Annotated in this window: 15 protein-coding genes and 1 pseudogene; all 16 read left to right on the top strand. The window is 74.7% G+C overall.

Going from position 1 to position 16,728, the window contains the following annotated elements:
• Positions 1 to 254: 254 nt before the first annotated feature.
• The 16 genes and pseudogenes from GD880_RS09585 to metK all read left to right on the top strand — a co-directional run bounded on the left by GD880_RS09585 (position 255) and on the right by metK (position 16,572).
• The gene (locus GD880_RS09585) at positions 255 to 899 is read left to right on the top strand and encodes a winged helix-turn-helix domain-containing protein (protein ID WP_152231402.1); all 645 of its coding nucleotides are present in this window, start codon (positions 255 to 257) and stop codon (positions 897 to 899) included.
• Positions 896 to 1,285, top strand: coding sequence for a hypothetical protein (locus GD880_RS09580; protein WP_226909524.1), 390 nt, complete (start codon positions 896 to 898; stop codon positions 1,283 to 1,285). The genes GD880_RS09585 and GD880_RS09580 overlap by 4 nt, the downstream gene beginning before the upstream one ends.
• A gap of 76 nt (positions 1,286 to 1,361) precedes the next feature.
• Entirely contained in the window at positions 1,362 to 1,922 is a 561-nt protein-coding gene (efp, locus tag GD880_RS09575; protein WP_152231401.1) for an elongation factor P, read from the top strand.
• A gap of 145 nt (positions 1,923 to 2,067) precedes the next feature.
• Positions 2,068 to 2,496 carry a transcription antitermination factor NusB gene (gene nusB, locus GD880_RS09570; RefSeq protein WP_152231400.1) on the top strand — a complete coding sequence of 143 codons (429 nt, stop codon included), beginning with the start codon at positions 2,068 to 2,070 and terminating at the stop codon, positions 2,494 to 2,496.
• Between the two features lie 357 nt (positions 2,497 to 2,853).
• A complete protein-coding gene (gene pyrR, locus GD880_RS09560; RefSeq protein ID WP_152231399.1) occupies positions 2,854 to 3,525 on the top strand; it encodes a bifunctional pyr operon transcriptional regulator/uracil phosphoribosyltransferase PyrR in 672 nt (223 codons plus the stop codon).
• A pseudogene (locus GD880_RS09555) lies at positions 3,522 to 4,478 on the top strand (aspartate carbamoyltransferase catalytic subunit); the annotation flags it as partial. The gene pyrR and the pseudogene GD880_RS09555, both read left to right, overlap by 4 nt.
• A gap of 269 nt (positions 4,479 to 4,747) precedes the next feature.
• Positions 4,748 to 6,070, top strand: a complete 1,323-nt coding sequence (locus GD880_RS09550; protein ID WP_152231398.1) for a dihydroorotase — start codon at positions 4,748 to 4,750, stop codon at positions 6,068 to 6,070.
• Positions 6,067 to 7,356, top strand: coding sequence for a glutamine-hydrolyzing carbamoyl-phosphate synthase small subunit (carA, locus tag GD880_RS09545; RefSeq protein WP_152231397.1), 1,290 nt, complete (start codon positions 6,067 to 6,069; stop codon positions 7,354 to 7,356). Before GD880_RS09550 ends, carA begins: the two co-directional genes overlap by 4 nt.
• On the top strand, positions 7,356 to 10,733 hold the full coding sequence (gene carB / locus GD880_RS09540; protein ID WP_152231396.1) for a carbamoyl-phosphate synthase large subunit: 3,378 nt from the start codon (positions 7,356 to 7,358) through the stop codon (positions 10,731 to 10,733). The genes carA and carB overlap by 1 nt, the downstream gene beginning before the upstream one ends.
• A gap of 23 nt (positions 10,734 to 10,756) precedes the next feature.
• Positions 10,757 to 11,638: an orotidine-5'-phosphate decarboxylase gene (gene pyrF / locus GD880_RS09535; protein ID WP_264372279.1), complete on the top strand. Its 882-nt coding sequence runs from the start codon at positions 10,757 to 10,759 to the stop codon at positions 11,636 to 11,638.
• Position 11,639: 1 nt separating this feature from the next.
• Entirely contained in the window at positions 11,640 to 12,671 is a 1,032-nt protein-coding gene (locus tag GD880_RS09530) for a Mut7-C RNAse domain-containing protein (RefSeq protein WP_152231395.1), read from the top strand.
• A 42-nt stretch (positions 12,672 to 12,713) separates the two neighbouring features.
• Positions 12,714 to 13,025 carry an integration host factor, actinobacterial type gene (mihF, locus tag GD880_RS09525; RefSeq protein ID WP_152203891.1) on the top strand — a complete coding sequence of 104 codons (312 nt, stop codon included), beginning with the start codon at positions 12,714 to 12,716 and terminating at the stop codon, positions 13,023 to 13,025.
• Between the two features lie 116 nt (positions 13,026 to 13,141).
• Complete coding sequence (gmk, locus tag GD880_RS09520; RefSeq protein WP_152231394.1) at positions 13,142 to 13,747, top strand: guanylate kinase; 606 nt, start codon at positions 13,142 to 13,144, stop codon at positions 13,745 to 13,747.
• Between the two features lie 62 nt (positions 13,748 to 13,809).
• The gene (gene rpoZ / locus GD880_RS09515; protein WP_152231393.1) at positions 13,810 to 14,073 is read left to right on the top strand and encodes a DNA-directed RNA polymerase subunit omega; all 264 of its coding nucleotides are present in this window, start codon (positions 13,810 to 13,812) and stop codon (positions 14,071 to 14,073) included.
• Between the two features lie 67 nt (positions 14,074 to 14,140).
• Positions 14,141 to 15,373 carry a bifunctional phosphopantothenoylcysteine decarboxylase/phosphopantothenate--cysteine ligase CoaBC gene (coaBC, locus tag GD880_RS09510; RefSeq protein ID WP_152231471.1) on the top strand — a complete coding sequence of 411 codons (1,233 nt, stop codon included), beginning with the start codon at positions 14,141 to 14,143 and terminating at the stop codon, positions 15,371 to 15,373.
• On the top strand, positions 15,370 to 16,572 hold the full coding sequence (gene metK, locus GD880_RS09505) for a methionine adenosyltransferase (protein ID WP_152231392.1): 1,203 nt from the start codon (positions 15,370 to 15,372) through the stop codon (positions 16,570 to 16,572). Before coaBC ends, metK begins: the two co-directional genes overlap by 4 nt.
• Positions 16,573 to 16,728 lie beyond the last annotated feature (156 nt).

Genomic DNA, 16,728 nt, shown 5'->3' with positions numbered 1-16,728 from the left:
GGGCAGCCTCGACTTCTCCCGGCAGCCTCGAGCCCTTCCGGGCGGCCTCGACTCCTCCCGAGCAGTCTTCACTTCTCCCGGCAGCCGTGAGCCCTTCCGGGCGGCCTCGACTCCTCCCGAGCAGTCTTCACTTCTCCCGGCAGCCGTGAGCCCTCCCGCGCAGCGTTGTGCCCCGACCGTCCCTGACAGCCTTGATGACGCAGGATCACAGTCTCAGCCTTGATTGTCAGTGATCAAGGCACTAGCCTTCAGTTATGTTCGTGGTCACGGCGGACCAGCACGCCAGCACCGCCCACGGCGACAAGGTGGCCGATCTCCTCGACGCGCTCGCCGCGTGGGGCGACCGGCCCCCGGCGCGTGGCGCCGTCGCCCTGCCGCTGGAGCGCACGGTCGGCGACGAGGTCCAGACGGTCCTTACCACCGCGGAGGCGGCACTCGACCTGGCGCTGCACCTAATGCGGCTGGGGGAGTGGGCGGTGGGCATCGGCGCCGGACCGGTCAACGAGCCGCTGGCGGCGACGTCCCGGGCGAGCTCGGGTCCGGCGTTCGTCCACGCCCGCAACGCCGTCGAGCGCGCCCGCGGCCGCGGGGTGCCCGCCCCGGTCGTCGTCGCCGGCGAGGACGCGGAGGCCGCCGGGCAGGCCACCGCCCTGGTCCAGCTCCTCGCCTCGGTCGTCCGGCGCCGCTCCGCCGCCGGCTGGGAGGTCGCCGACCTGCTCGAGCCGGGCGTTCGGCAGAAGGATGTCGCGGCACGCCTGGGCATCTCCGAGCAGGCGGTCAGCCAGCGGGTACGGTCGGCCCTGCTGGAGGAGGAGATGGGCGTCCGCCCGCTGGCGGCCGCGGTGATCGAGCGGGCGGCCGGCGCGGCGACCGGTGAGGACGAGGGGAGCGCGACGTGACGTTCGACACGGCCCGGCTGGTGCCGATCGCCGTCGCCATCGCCGCGGTGCTGCTCTTTTCGGTGTTCCTCGGCCGCCTGGTCGTCGGCTACGTGCTGCGCCGCGTCGAGCCCGGGCCCGCCGTGCCCGGGCTGCTCCGGGGCGGCACGTGGATCGGCATGCTGGAGCGGTTGGCGATCACCGGCGCGATCCTCGCCGGGTTCCCCGAGGCGGTCGCCGTCGTGCTCGCCGTCAAGGGCCTCGGCCGCTACCCCGAGCTGCGCGAGGCGCACCCGGACAAGCGCAGCCCCGCCGCGGAGCGGTTCATCATCGGCACGCTCGCGAGCTACTCGTGGGCGGGGGCGTGCGGCCTCCTCGGCGTCTGGGCGCTGACCGGGGTATCCTGACGGGCGCTCTGGACCGCCGGCCGCGACCCGCCGGTCGGACCGACCTCCCAGCTCCCGACGAAGGACGGCTCCTCAAGTGGCTTCGACCAACGACCTGAAGAACGGCATGGTGCTCAACATCGACGGACAGCTCTGGTCCGTCGTGGAGTTCCAGCACGTCAAGCCCGGCAAGGGCCCGGCCTTCGTCCGCACCAAGCTCAAGAACGTCCTGTCCGGCAAGACCGTGGACCGCACGTTCAACGCGGGCGTGAAGGTCGAGACGGCCACGGTGGACCGCCGGGACATGCAGTACCTGTACAAGGACGGCACCGACTTCGTCTTCATGGACTCCTCGACCTACGAGCAGCTGCCGATCCCGGCCGAGACGGTGGGCGACGCGGCGAACTTCCTGCTCGAGAACCAGGAGGCGGTCGTCGCCATGCACGAGGGGCGGGTGCTCTCCGTCGAGCTGCCGGCCTCGGTGGTTCTGGAGATCACCTACACCGAGCCGGGCCTGCAGGGCGACCGGTCCTCCGCGGGCACCAAGCCCGCCACCCTCGAGACCGGCTACGAGATCCAGGTGCCGCTGTTCCTCGACAACAACACCAAGGTGAAGGTCGACACGCGCACCGGGGACTACCTCGGCCGCGTCAGCTGACCGGGCGCCCGACCAGGCGCCCCCGCTCCACCCGGCCGCCGCTGGCCGACCCGCTCCCGCACTGCGAGGCCGGCGGGTCAGCCAGCGGCGGCGCCCGTTACGTGACCGGCCCGGCCGGTCACCGTCGCAACCAGGAAGGACCCCGGTGTCCGCACGCAGCAAGGCCCGTCGGCGGGCGCTGGACGTCCTGTTCGAGGCCGACCAGAAGGGCCGCACCTCCGCGGAGGACCTCATCGACCTGCTCGGCCAGCGCGAGCAGGTGACGGTCGCGCAGGGCCCGTTCCCGGCCTACGCCGGCGACATCGTCCGGGGGGTGGCCGCGCACCGGAGCGAGATCGACGAGCTGCTCACCACCTACTCCCAGGGCTGGACGCTCGAGCGGATGCCGGTGGTCGACCGCTGCATCCTGCGGCTGGGCACCTGGGAGCTGCTCTACAACGACGAGGTCCCCGACGCCGTCGCCGTCGACGAGGCCGTCGCCCTCGCCGCCGAGCTGTCCACGGACGAGTCGCCGGCGTTCGTCAACGGGCTCCTCGGGCGCCTGCTGGAGCTCAAGCCGACGCTGCTCGACTGATCTCCCTGCAGGGTGCGGCCCCACGTGGCCGCTACCCGTGCGAGGGGGCGTCCCGTGTGGCTGATCCCTCCGCGTGGGTGCCGGCCCCCATGTGGCCGCGGCTCGGTGGGCCTGAGCCTGCCGACCGAGGCGACGGTCGCGCCGGCCACGTCGGTCGCGCCGGTCGCGCCGGCCACGTCGGTCGCGCCGGCCGCGCCGGCCACGCCGGTCGCGCCGGCCGCGACCCCCGCGTGAGGGCCGTCACACCGCGTCTCAGAACCGGGACGCCGCCGGGGAGGCCGCCGGCGCCGGAGGTACGATCGCGGCCGTCAGACATCCTTTAAGGCCCGTCCTGTGAGGCGGGGAAGGAGGTCCTCCGTGGCCACCACGCCCACGAGCCCCGGCGCCGCACGCCAGGTGCTCTCCGACTCCGACGTCGCGCGATCGCTGACCCGCATCGCGCACGAGATCCTCGAACGGAACCACGGCAGCGACGACGTCGTCCTGCTGGGCATCCCCACCCGCGGCGTGCCGCTCGCCGAGCGCATCGCGGCCCGGATGGCCGCCACCGAGGGGCGCGAGTCCCTCCCGGTGGGCGCGCTCGACATCACGATGTACCGCGACGACCTGCGCGGCCAGCCCACCCGCACCCTCGGGCTGACCACGCTGCCCGGCGCGGGCATCGACGACAAGGTCGTGGTCCTCGTCGACGACGTGCTCTTCTCCGGCCGCACCATCCGGGCGGCCCTGGACGCCCTGAACGACCTCGGCCGGCCGCGCGCCGTCCAGCTCGCCGTCCTCGTCGACCGCGGCCACCGCGAGCTGCCGATCCGGGCCGACTTCGTGGGCAAGAACCTGCCCACCGCGCGGGCCGAGCGGGTGCGCGTCCAGCTCACCGAGACCGACGACGTCCCCGACGCCGTGACGATCGCCGACGGCGCCGCCCGGCGGGCCGGCGACGCCGTGAGCTCCGACGGCGCCGGCCAGGACACCCCGGGCGGTCGGGTCGGCGGGGCGGCCGTCGAGACCGGCGAGGAGGCGCAGCGATGAGGCACCTGCTCGCCGCCGCCGACCTCAGCCACACCGAGGCCGTCGACATCCTCGACACCGCCGAGGCGATGGCCGCCACCCAGCAGCGCACCATCAAGAAGCTGCCGACGCTGCGCGGGCGCACCGTGGTCAACCTCTTCTTCGAGGACTCCACCCGCACCCGCATCTCCTTCGAGGCCGCCGCCAAGCGGCTGAGCGCCGACGTCATCAACTTCTCCGCCAAGGGCTCCTCGGTGTCCAAGGGCGAGTCCCTCAAGGACACCGCCCAGACGCTGCAGGCCATGGGCGCCGACGGCGTGGTCATCCGACACCAGGCCTCGGGCGCGCCCTACCGCCTGGCGCACGCCGGCTGGATCGACGTGCCGGTCCTCAACGCCGGCGACGGCACCCACCAGCACCCCACCCAGGCGCTGCTCGACGCCTTCACCCTGCGGCGCCACCTGCACGGCGGTGGCGCGGCGGCCCCCGCCGGCACCGACCTCGCCGGCGCCCGGGTGACGATCGTCGGCGACATCCTCCACTCGCGCGTCGCCCGCTCCGACGTCGAGCTCCTCACCACCCTCGGCGCCCAGGTCACCCTCGTCGCCCCGCCCACCCTGCTGCCGGTGGGCATGGAGGGCTGGCCGTGCACCGTGCGCTACGACCTCGACGAGGCCATCGCCGCCGACACCCCCGACGCCGTGATGATGCTGCGGGTCCAGCGCGAGCGGATGTCCTCAGCCGGGGGCGGGTTCTTCCCCTCCCCGCTGGAGTACCACCGCCGTTACGGCCTCGACGGCGCCCGGCTGCGCGCCCTGCCCGGCCACGCGGTCGTCATGCACCCCGGGCCGATGAACCGCGGCCTGGAGATCAGCGCCGAGGCCGCCGACTCGCCCCGCTCCGTCGTCGTCGAGCAGGTCGCCAACGGCGTGAGCGTGCGCATGGCCGTGCTTTACCTGCTGCTGGCCGGCGAGGAGGGGGCCGCCGCGCACGGCGAGCCCGCCGCGCACGGCGAGCCCGCCGCGCACGCTGCTGCGGTCGCCGCTGCCCAGCCGGCGTCGACGGTGTCCGGTGCCCAGCCAACCTCGACGGCGTCCGGTGCCCAGCCGGCCTCGACGGATGCGATTTCCGGCGCTCGGACGGCGTCACCGGGCGCGCCCGCCCGGCGCGAGGCCGCCCGGCCCGCCGGGACCCCCGCCTCCCTCGCCGACGCCACCACCCGCACCACCGAAGGGACCGCCCAGTGACCGACCACCTCCTCCGCGGCGTCCGGCCCCTGGGCGCGGAGCCCACCGACGTGTTCCTCGCCGACGGGCGCATCGCCGCCGTCGGCGCCGACGCCGCCCGGCTGGCCCGCGAGTCCGCCGCCGTCGTCACGGTCGAGGCCGACGGGCTCGTCGCCCTGCCCGGCCTCGTCGACCTGCACACCCACCTGCGCGAGCCCGGCCGCGAGGACGCCGAGACGGTCGAGACCGGCACCCGCGCCGCGGCCCTGGGCGGCTTCACCGCCGTCCACGCCATGGCCAACACCACCCCGGTGGCCGACACCGCCGGCGTCGTCGAGCAGGTGTGGAACCTCGGCCGCCAGGCCGGGTGGGTCGACGTGCACCCGGTGGGCGCCGTCTCGGTCGGCCTGCGCGGCGAGATGCTCGCCGAGCTCGGCGCCATGGCCGCCTCCGCCGCCCGGGTGCGGGTCTTCTCCGACGACGGCAAGTGCGTGGCCGACCCGGTGCTCATGCGCCGGGCCCTGGAGTACGTCAAGAGCTTCGACGGCGTCATCGCCCAGCACGCCCAGGAGCCGCGGCTGACCGAGGGCGCCCAGATGCACGAGGGCGTCGTCTCCGCCGAGCTCGGCCTGGCCGGCTGGCCGGCCGTGGCGGAGGAGTCGATCATCGCCCGCGACGTGCTGCTCGCCGAGCACGTGGGCTCCCGGCTGCACGTGTGCCACCTGTCCACCGCCGGCTCGGTGGACATCATCCGCTGGGCGAAGGCCCGGGGCATCGCGGTCACTGCCGAGGTCACCCCGCACCACCTGCTGCTGACCGACGAGCTCGCCCGCTCCTACGACCCGCGCTACAAGGTCAACCCGCCGCTGCGCACCGCGGAGGACGTCGAGGCGGTGCGGGCGGGGCTGGCGGACGGCACGATCGACATCGTCGCCACCGACCACGCCCCGCACCCGGCAGAGGACAAGGACTGCGAGTGGGCCGCCGGCGCCTTCGGCATGACCGGGCTAGAGACCGCGCTGCCCGTGGTCCAGCAGGTCATGGTCGACACCGGCCGCATGACGTGGGCCGACGTCGCCCGCGTGCTGTCCGCCGCGCCCGCGGCCATCGGCCGAGTGGGCGACCAGGGGCGCCCCCTCGCTGTCGGCGAGCCGGCGACCCTCACCCTCGTGGACCCGGCCGCGCGCCGGGTCGTCGACCCGGCGGCCCAGGCCACCCGGTCGGCCAACACCCCGTTCGCCGGGCGGGAGCTCCCCGGCCAGGTCATGGCGACGTTCCTGCGGGGACGCGCCACCGTGCTCGACGGCGCCCCCGTGGCGCGTGAGGAGGTCGGCGCATGAGCGCGCCCACCACGAACACCCCGGCGACCCGGACGGGCTCCGGCCCGCGCCGGGCGGTGCGCGAGCCCGCCCTGCTCGTGCTCGAGGACGGGTACGTGCTGCGCGGCAGCGCGTACGCCGCGACCGGCCGGACGGTGGGCGAGATCGTCTTCTCCACCGGCATGACCGGCTACCAGGAGACCCTCACCGACCCCTCCTACCACCGCCAGATCGTCGTCATGACCGCCCCGCACATCGGCAACACCGGCGTGAACGAGGAGGACCCCGAGTCCTCCCGGATCTGGGTCGCCGGGTATGTCGTGCGCGACCCCGCCCGCCGCGCGTCGAGCTGGCGCGCCACCCGCGAGCTCGAGGACGAGCTCGCCGACCAGGGCGTCGTCGGCATCTGCGACGTGGACACCCGCGCGCTGACCCGCCACCTGCGCGAGCGGGGCGTCATGCGCGCCGGTATCTTCTCCGGCGCCGCACTGCCGGCCGGCGCCGACCACCTCACCGACCAGGCGATGGAGGTCCTCCTCGACGTCGTGCGCGAGTCCCCGCAGATGCTCGGCGCGGACCTGGCCCGGGAGGTCTCCACCGAGGAGGCCTACGTGGTCGAGCCGACGGGGGAGTTCGCCGGCCGGGAGCCGGTGGCGACCGTCGTCGCCGTCGACCTGGGCATCAAGGCCCGCACCCCCCAGCAGCTCGCCGCCCGCGGGGTGCGCGTGCACGTGGTGCCCCAGCGCACCACCCTCGCCGAGGTCCTCGCCTACGAGCCGGACGGGGTGTTCTTCTCCAACGGCCCCGGCGACCCGGAGGCCGCCACCCACGAGGTCGACCTGCTGCGCGGGGTCCTCGACGAGCAGCTGCCCTTCTTCGGCATCTGCTTCGGCAACCAGCTGCTCGGTCGGGCCCTGGGCTACGGCACCTACAAGCTCGAGTACGGCCACCGCGGCGTCAACCAGCCGGTGCTCGACCGCACCACCGGCAAGGTGGAGATCACCGCCCACAACCACGGCTTCGCCGTCGACGCCCCGATCGGCGAGACGTCCACCGCGCCGTACGAGGCCGGGCGCTACGGGCGCGTCGAGGTCTCCCACGTGGCCCTCAACGACAACGTCGTGGAGGGGCTGCGCGCGCTGGACATCCCGGCGTTCTCGGTGCAGTACCACCCCGAGGCCGCCGCCGGCCCGCACGACGCCGAGCACCTGTTCGACCGGTTCGTCGCGCTCATGCAGAACCGCCGCCTCGCCCGCGGCGCCACCCCCACCACCACTTCCACCTCCGACGAGAGCGAGGCCCGCTGATGCCCCGGCGCACCGACATCTCCAGCGTCATGGTCATCGGCTCCGGGCCGATCGTCATCGGCCAGGCCGCCGAGTTCGACTACTCCGGCACCCAGGCCGTGCGGGTGCTGCGCGAGGAGGGCCTGCGGGTCATCCTCGTCAACTCCAACCCGGCCACGATCATGACCGACCCCGAGCTGGCCGACGCCACCTACGTCGAGCCGATCACCCCCGAGGTCGTGGCCACGATCATCGCCAAGGAGCGCCCCGACGCCCTGCTGCCCACCCTGGGCGGGCAGACCGCGCTCAACACCGCCCTGGCCCTGTACGAGAACGGCGTGCTCGAGGAGTACGGCGTCGAGCTCATCGGCGCCTCCATCGACGCGATCAACGCCGCCGAGGACCGCCAGGCGTTCAAGGAGGTCGTCGCGCGCTGCGGCGCCGAGAGCGCCCGCTCCGCCATCGCCCACAGCCTCGAGGACGCCCACGCGATCGCGGCCGAGCTCGGCTTCCCGCTGGTGGTGCGCCCGTCCTTCACCATGGGCGGCCTGGGCTCGGGCATGGCCTACAACGCCGAGGACCTCGACCGGATCGCCGGCGCGGGCCTGCACTACTCGCCGACCACCGAGGTGCTGCTGGAGGAGTCCATCCTCGGCTGGAAGGAGTTCGAGCTCGAGCTCATGCGCGACAAGGCGGACAACGTCGTCGTCGTGTGCTCCATCGAGAACGTCGACCCGGTGGGCGTGCACACCGGCGACTCCATCACCGTCGCCCCGGCGCTGACGCTCACCGACCGCGAGTACCAGAAGCTCCGCGACGTCGGCATCGCCATCATCCGCGAGGTCGGGGTGGACACCGGCGGCTGCAACGTCCAGTTCGCCGTGGAGCCCACCACCGGCCGCGTCGTCGTCATCGAGATGAACCCGCGCGTCTCGCGCTCCTCGGCGCTGGCCTCCAAGGCTACCGGCTTCCCGATCGCGAAGATCGCCGCGCGCCTGGCCGTGGGGTACACCCTCGACGAGATCCCCAACGACATCACCGGCTCCACCCCGGCCTCCTTCGAGCCGACGCTGGACTACGTCGTGGTCAAGGTGCCGCGGTTCGCGTTCGAGAAGTTCCCCGCCGCCGACCCCACGCTGACCACCACCATGAAGTCGGTGGGCGAGGCCATGGCGCTGGGCCGCAACTTCACCGAGGCCCTGCAGAAGGCCATGCGCTCGATCGACAAGACCGGCAGCGTCTTCCACTGGGACGGCCCGGTGCCCGACGCCGCCGCCACCGCCGCGCTGCTGGAGTCGGTCCGCACGCCCACCGAGCACCGCCTGGTGGACGTCCAGCAGGCGCTGCGCGGCGGGGCGACGGTGGAGCAGCTGTACGAGGCGACCGCGATCGACCCGTGGTTCCTCGACCAGCTCGTCCTCATCGAGGAGGTCGCCGCGCAGGTGCGCGCGGCCGAAGCCCTCACCGAGGGCGTGCTGCGCCTGGCCAAGCGGCACGGCTTCTCCGACGCCCAGATCGGGCGGCTCCGCGGGCTGGGCGAAGAGGTCGTGCGCGAGGTGCGCCACGCCTACGGGCTGCGCCCGGTGTACAAGACCGTCGACACCTGCGCCGCCGAGTTCGCCGCGCGGACCCCGTACCACTACTCCGCCTACGACACCGAGACCGAGGTGGCCCGGCGCGAGCGCGAGGCCGTGATCATCCTCGGCTCCGGGCCCAACCGCATCGGCCAGGGCATCGAGTTCGACTACTCCTGCGTGCACGCCACCCTGGCGCTGGCCGAGCGGTACGACACCGTCATGGTCAACTGCAACCCCGAGACCGTCTCCACCGACTACGACATCTCCGACCGGCTCTACTTCGAGCCGCTGACCTTCGAGGACGTCCTGGAGGTCTACCACGCCGAGCTCGCCGCCGGGCCGGTGGCCGGCGTCGTCGTCCAGCTCGGCGGGCAGACCCCGCTCTCCCTCGCCCAGCGCCTGGCCGACGCCGGGGTGCCGATCCTGGGCACCCCGCCCGAGGCGATCGACGCCGCCGAGGACCGCGGCGCCTTCGGTGCCGTCCTGGACCGGGCCGGCCTGCCGGCCCCCGCCTACGGCACCGCGACGACGGCGGAGCAGGCCTTCGACGTGGCGGCCCGCATCGGCTTCCCGGTGCTCGTGCGGCCCAGCTACGTCCTCGGCGGGCGCGGGATGGAGATCGTCTACGACGAGGACGGGCTGCGCGACTACGTCGCCCGCTCCTCCCTGGGCGGGCACACGGGCTCCTCGGACGCCTCGCGCCGGGTCGCCCCGCTGCTCATCGACCGGTTCCTCGACGACGCCATCGAGATCGACGTCGACGCCCTCTACGACGGCACCGAGCTCTACCTCGGCGGCATCATGGAGCACATCGAGGAGGCGGGCATCCACTCGGGTGACTCCGCCTGCGTGCTGCCGCCGGTGACCCTGTCGCACAAGGAGATCGAGCGCATCCGCCGCTCCACCGAGGCCATCGCCGCCGGGGTGGGGGTGCGCGGCCTCATCAACATCCAGTTCGCGCTCGTCTCCGACGTGCTCTACGTCATTGAGGCCAACCCGCGCGCCTCCCGGACCGTGCCGTTCGTTGCCAAGGCCACCGGCGTGCCGCTGGCCAAGGCCGCGGCGCTGATCATGGCGGGGGAGACGGTGGCGTCCCTGCGCGAGCGGGGCCTGCTGCCCGAGGATGACGCCACGGTCATCGACCTCGACGCCCCGCTCGCCGTCAAGGAGGCGGTGCTGCCCTTCAAGCGTTTCGCCACCGCCTCCGGGTCAGTCGTCGACACGGTCCTGGGCCCGGAGATGCGCTCGACGGGCGAGGTCATGGGCTTCGACACCACCTTCCCGCTGGCGTTCGCGAAGTCCCAGACGGCGGCGTTCGGCGGCCTGCCGACCTCGGGGCGCGTGTTCGTCTCCGTGGCGGACCGGGACAAGCGCTCGCTCGTCTTCCCCGTCACCCGCCTGGTCGAGCTCGGCTACGAGATCCTCGCCACCGAGGGCACCGCGGCGGTGCTGCGCCGCCACGGCGTGCACGCGCGGGTCGTACGCAAGGCCTCCGACGGGCGCGGCCCGAACGGCGAGCCGACGGTCATCGACCTCATCACCGACGGGGACATCGACATGGTCGTCAACACGCCCAACGGGCAGGGCGCGCGCGCCGACGGCTACGACATCCGCACCGCCACCACCGCCGCGGACAGGGCGATCATCACCACCGTCCAGCAGTTCGGCGCGGCCGTGCAGGCCATCGAGGCCGTCACCGCCGGGGCGTACACGGTGCGCAGCCTGCAGGAGCACGACGCCGACCGCCTCGCCCGCCGGCACGCCCGGCACGCGGCGGTGCCGGCGGCGGAGGCGGCGCCCGCGGCGGCGGGGCTGGCGTGAGCGGCCCGACGGGGCCGGGAGCCGTGCCGGCTCCCGGCCGCGGGGCGGCCGCCGCCGCGCCCGCGCCGTTCGGGACCCGGCTCGCCGCCGCCATGACGCAGCACGGCCCGGTGTGCGTCGGCATCGACCCCCACCCCGGGCTGCTGACCCAGTGGGGCCTCGCCGACGACGTCGAGGGGCTGCGCCGCTTCAGTCTCGGGGTGGTCGAGGCGCTGGGCGGACGGGTGGCCGCGATCAAGCCGCAGTCGGCGTTCTTCGAGCGGCACGGCTCGCGGGGCATCGCCGTCCTCGAGGAGGTCCTCGCCCTGGCCCGGGCCGCGGGCACGCTGAGCGTCCTCGACGTCAAGCGCGGCGACATCGGCTCCACCATGGCCGGCTACGCCGACGCCTACCTGCGCGACGGCGCCCCCCTCGCCGCCGACGCCGTCACCCTCTCGCCCTACCTGGGCTTCGAGTCCCTGCGGCCGGCGCTGGACGCGGCCCGCGCCAGCGGGCGCGGGGTGTTCGTCCTGGCCCTGACCTCCAACCCCGAGGGCGCCGAGGTCCAGCACGCCTTCGGCGTCGAGGGTTCGGTGGCCGGGCAGATGGTGGCAGGCGCACGGGAGGAGAACGCGGCCGCTGACGGCCCGCTCGGCTCCGTCGGCCTGGTGGTCGGCGCGACCATCGGCGCGGCGGTGCGCGACCTCAACCTCGACCTCGCGGCCGTGCGCGGCCCGCTGCTGGCCCCCGGCGTGGGCGCGCAGGGCGCCGGTGCGGCCGAGCTCGCGGAGGTGTTCGGCGACGCCCGGGGCCAGGTGCTCGCGTCGACCTCGCGCGGGGTGCTGCGCGCCGGGCCGGACGCCGCGGCGCTGCGCGGCGCGCTGGCGCAGGCGGTCGACCAGGCCCGGGCGGCCCTGGCGGGCTGACGTGGCCGGCACCGGCGACCCCGCCGCGGAGGGCCCGGCCGGGCTGCTCCGGGTGGAGATCGCGCCGGAGCTGCGCTTCCACCTGCCGCCCCCGCGGCGGCGCCCCGCGCTCACCGTCCCCGCCGACCCCGCGGTGACGGTGGGTCACGTCGTCCAGGCGCTCGGCGTGCCCCTGACCGAGGTGGGGCGGCTGGTGCTCGACGGCGGCCCGGTCGACCCGCCGGCCCGCGCGGTGGGCGCCCTGCTCGTGGTGCCCGTCGCGCCCGCCCCGCAGCCCGCGCCCACCGCGCCGCCACGCTTCGTCCTGGACGTCCACCTCGGCTCGCTGGCCCGGCGGCTGCGCCTGCTCGGTCTCGACGTCGCCTACGCCCGCGACGCCGCCGACGACGCGCTGGTCGCCGCGGCGCTGGCCGAGGACCGCGTGCTGCTCACCCGCGACCGGGAGATGCTGCGCCGTCGGGCGCTGTCCCTCCCGCCCCGGCACGCCGCCTTCGTCCGTGCCACCGCCGTGGAGGCCCAGGCGGTCGAGGTGCTGCGGCGCTTCGCCCCGCCGCTCGCGCCCTGGACGCGCTGCCTGGTGTGCGGCGGCCCGCTCGAGCCCGCGACCAAGGCGGAGCTGGGGGCGTTGCTGCCGGCCGGGACGCGACGCACCTACGACGAGTTCGCCCGGTGTGCCCGGTGCGGGCGCCCGTTCTGGCGCGGCGCGCACAGCCGGGGTCTCGAGGCCGCGGTGCGGCGGGCGGAAGCGGCGCTGGGGGAGGCGGCGTCGGCCGGCGCGGCGCCGGGGCTGGGGGAGGCGGCGTCGGCCGGCGCGGCGCCGGGCCGGGCGGAGGCGGGTCCGGGCGGCCCACCGGCGGCGTCCGGCACGGCCCTGGGCGCGGGCCCGGGCGGCCCACCGACGGCGTCCGGCACGGCCCTGGGCGCGGGCCTGGGCGGCCCACCGACGGCGTCCGGCACGGCCCTGGGCGCGGGCCCGGCGGGTGACACGGTTCCCTCACCAGCGACGGAGCTTCCCGGTACCGTGGAGAGATAGCGAGTCCCCACCGCCCTCCCCGCTCCAGACGAGGTGACCGACGTGGCCCTGCCGCCGTTGACCCCCGAACAGCGTGCCGCCGCCCTGGCCAAGGCCGCCGCCGCCCGTGCGACGCGCGCCGAGGTCAAGAGCAAGCTCAAGTACTCCCAGGTGCGGCTCTCCGAGGTGCTCGAGGCGGCGCGCACCGATGACGCCCTCGCCAAGCTCAAGGTCGTCTCCTTGCTCGAGGCGCTGCCCGGTGTGGGCAAGGCCACCGCGCGGTCGCTCATGGCCGAGATCGGGATCTCCGAGGCCCGGCGCGTGCGCGGCCTCGGCCCGCACCAGGCCGCCTCGCTGGTCGAGCGCTTCGGTTAACCCCTTCGGCGGGTCGGCTCCCGCCCCCGCTGCGCGCCGCCTCCCGGACCGCCCCTCCACAGACGGTCCCCGGCCGTTTTCTGCGCACCGGTGCCGCCCTGGCAGGATGGGCACCTATGACCGACCCCGCCCCCGCCAGCCCGCCGCCCACCACCGCGCCCGCCCGCCTCACGGTGCTGTCCGGGCCCACGGCGGTCGGCAAGGGGACGGTGAGCGCGGAGATGCGCCGTCGTCGGCCCGACCTGTGGATCTCGGTCTCCTGCACCACCCGCCCGCGCCGCCCCGGCGAGGTCGAGGGCGTGCACTACCACTTCGTCACCCCCGAGCGGTTCGACGAGCTCGTCGCCACCGGGCAGATGCTCGAGTGGGCCGTGGTGCACGGGGTGCACCGCTACGGCACCCCGCGCGAGCCGGTGGAGCGCCAGCTCGCCGCCGGCCGCCCGGTCCTCCTCGAGCTCGACCTCCAGGGCGCCCGGCAGGTGCGCGTGGCGATGCCCGAGGCCCAGTTCGTCTTTCTCACGCCGCCGTCGTTCGAGGAGCTCGTGCATCGCCTCGTCGGACGTGGCACCGAGGGCCCCGAGGAGCGCGAGCGGCGCCTGGCCACCGCGCGCCAGGAGCTCGACGCCGTCACCGAGTTCGACCACGTCGTCGTCAACGACGACGTGACACGTGCCACGGGCGAGCTGATGCGGCTCATGGGCTTGCAGGAGCAGGTAGCATAGAAGGCTGTATGCGCCCACGCCGGCGCGTCACCCGAACCATCGAGCCCGTAAGAAGGTCACGCATGTACGGAACCGTCGCCGCCCCCGAGGGCATCACCGACCCGCCCATCGACGAGCTGCTCGACAAGGTCGACTCCAAGTACGCCCTGGCGATCTACGCCGCGAAGCGTGCCCGGCAGATCAACACGTACAACGCCCAGCTGCAGGAGGGCCTGCTCGAGTTCGTCGGCCCTCTCGTGCCGGCTGCGCAGGAGGACAAGCCGCTGTCCATCGCGCTGCGCGAGGTCAACGAAGGCATGCTCACCCTCACCCGGATTGAGGACTAGCCTCGTCGGCATGACGGAGAGTCCCGGCACACGCGCCGCCACGCCCCCGCGGGGGACGGGCGGCGCGTTGCGCATCGTCCTGGGGGTGACCGGCGGGATCGCCGCGTACAAGGCGGCCTACGTCCTGCGCCTGCTGCGCGAGGCCGGGCACCGCGTGCGGGTCGTCCCCACCGAGTCCGCGCTGCGCATGGTGGGCCGGCCCACCTGGGAGGCGCTGTCCGGGGAGCCGGTGCGCACCGGCGTCTTCGACGACGCCGAGCACGTCGACCACGTGGCCCTCGGCCGCGGCGCCGACCTCCTGGTCGTCGCCCCGGCGACGGCGAACCTCCTCGCCAAGGCGGCCGCCGGCCTCGCCGACGACCTGCTGAGCACCACCCTCCTCACCGTGACCTGCCCGGTGCTGCTGGCCCCCGCGATGCACACCGAGATGTGGCTCAACCCCGCCACCCAGGCCAACGTCGCCACCCTGCGCGGCCGTGGCCTCCACGTGCTCGAACCCGACTCCGGCCGGCTCACCGGCGCCGACTCCGGGCCCGGACGCCTGCCCGAGCCGGCCGGGATCGTCGACGCTGCGCTGGCGCTCGTGGCGCGCGCTCCGGCCCCCGGCGACCTCGCCGGCTGCCTGGTCGTCGTCTCCGCCGGCGGCACCCGCGAGCCGCTCGATCCCGTGCGCTTCCTCGGCAACCGCTCCAGCGGCCGCCAGGGCGTGGCCCTCGCCGTCGCCGCCGCCCGCCGCGGGGCGCGCGTCGTCCTCGTGGCCGCGAACGTCGAGGAGGCCCTCCTCCCGCACGAGCCGGGCATCGAGGTGCGCGAGGTGGAGACCACCGCGCAGCTGCGTGACGCCGTGCGCGCAGCGGCCGCCCACGCGGACGTCGTCGTGATGGCCGCCGCCGTCGCCGACTTCCGCCCGGTGGCCAGCGCCGCCCACAAGATCAAGAAGACCGCCGCGGGCCCCGCGCCGATCGAGCTGGTGAAGAACCCCGACATCCTCGCCGAGCTCGCCGCCGAGCGGCTGCGGCCCGGTCAGGTCGTCGTCGGCTTCGCCGCCGAGACCGGCGACAGCGAGGGTGGGGTGCTCGCGCACGGCCGGGAGAAGGCTCGCCGCAAGGGCGCCGACCTGCTGGCCGTCAACGAGGTCGGCACCGCCGTCGGCTTCGGCGACGTGCCCAACTCCGTGACCGTGCTCGACGCCGCCGGGGAGGTCCTCGCCCGCGCGCAGGGCAGCAAGGTGGCGGTCGCCGAGGCCCTGCTGGACGCCGTCGCGGAGCGGTTGCGCGTGACGACTACGATCGACCGGTGACTTCTGCACAGCGCCAGTTCACCTCGGAGTCAGTGACCGAGGGACATCCGGACAAGGTCTGCGACCGCATCTCGGACAGCATCCTCGACGCGATCCTCGAGCAGGACCCCACCGCCCGGGTGGCGGTGGAGACCATGGTGACCACGGGCCTGGTGCACGTCGTGGGCGAGGTGACGACCGACGCCTACGTGGAGATCCCGCAGATCGTGCGCGACGAGGTCACCCGGATCGGGTACACCTCCTCCAAGATCGGCTTCGACGGGCGCTCGTGCGGGGTGTCGATCTCCATCGGGCAGCAGTCGCCGGACATCTCGGCCGGGGTGAGCAAGTCCGTCGAGGGCCGCGAGGACTCCGCCGCCTACGACGCACTGGACATCCAGGGCGCCGGGGACCAGGGGCTGATGTTCGGCTACGCCTGCGACGACACCCCGCAGCTGATGCCGCTGCCGATCTACCTGGCGCACCGGCTGGCCGAGCGGCTGGCGAAGGTCCGCAAGGAGGGGATCGTTGCGGGGCTGCGCCCGGACGGGAAGACCCAGGTGACCATCGGCTACGACGGCGACCGGCCGGTGAGCCTGGACACCGTGGTGGTCTCCACCCAGCACGACGGGTGGGTGCGCCAGGACCTGCTGCACGGGCAGGTCGCGCACGAGGTGGTGGCCCCGGTGCTGGAGGAGGCCGGGGTGGACCTGCGCGCCGACGGGTTCGACCTGCTGGTCAACCCCACCGGCAAGTTCGAGGTCGGCGGGCCGATGGGCGACGCCGGGCTGACCGGGCGGAAGATCATCGTCGACACCTACGGCGGCATGGCCCGTCACGGCGGCGGGGCGTTCTCCGGCAAGGACCCCTCGAAGGTGGACCGGTCGGCGGCGTACGCGATGCGGTGGGTCGCGAAGAACGTCGTCGCGGCGGGGCTGGCGCGGCGCTGCGAGGTGCAGGTCGCGTACGCGATCGGCAAGGCGCACCCGGTGGGGCTGTACGTGGAGACCTTCGGCACCGAGACGGTGCCGGTGGAGCACATCCAGATGGCCATCCGTGAGGTGTTCGACCTGCGTCCGGCCGCGATCATCCGCGACCTGGACCTGCTGCGCCCGATCTTCCGGCACACCTCCGCCTACGGGCACTTCGGCCGGGAGCTGCCCGAGTTCACCTGGGAGCGCACCGACCGGGTCGCCGACCTGCGCGCCGTCGTCGGCTGACGTCGCGGTCGGACGTCGCGGTCGGACGTCGCGGTCGGACGTCGCGGTCGGACGTCGCGGTCGGTGACGGCGGGATGCCGCCGCCCGCCCGAATGCGCCGCTCCTCCCGGACGGCCGGGACGCGGCTCCTCCGGGGCCCCTTGGACGCGCCGCTCC

Origin of the sequence: Georgenia ruanii (genome assembly GCF_009193175.1) — a bacterium.
Lineage (GTDB): Bacteria > Actinomycetota > Actinomycetes > Actinomycetales > Actinomycetaceae > Georgenia > Georgenia ruanii.
This window is presented reverse-complemented; position numbering and strand designations above follow the sequence as displayed.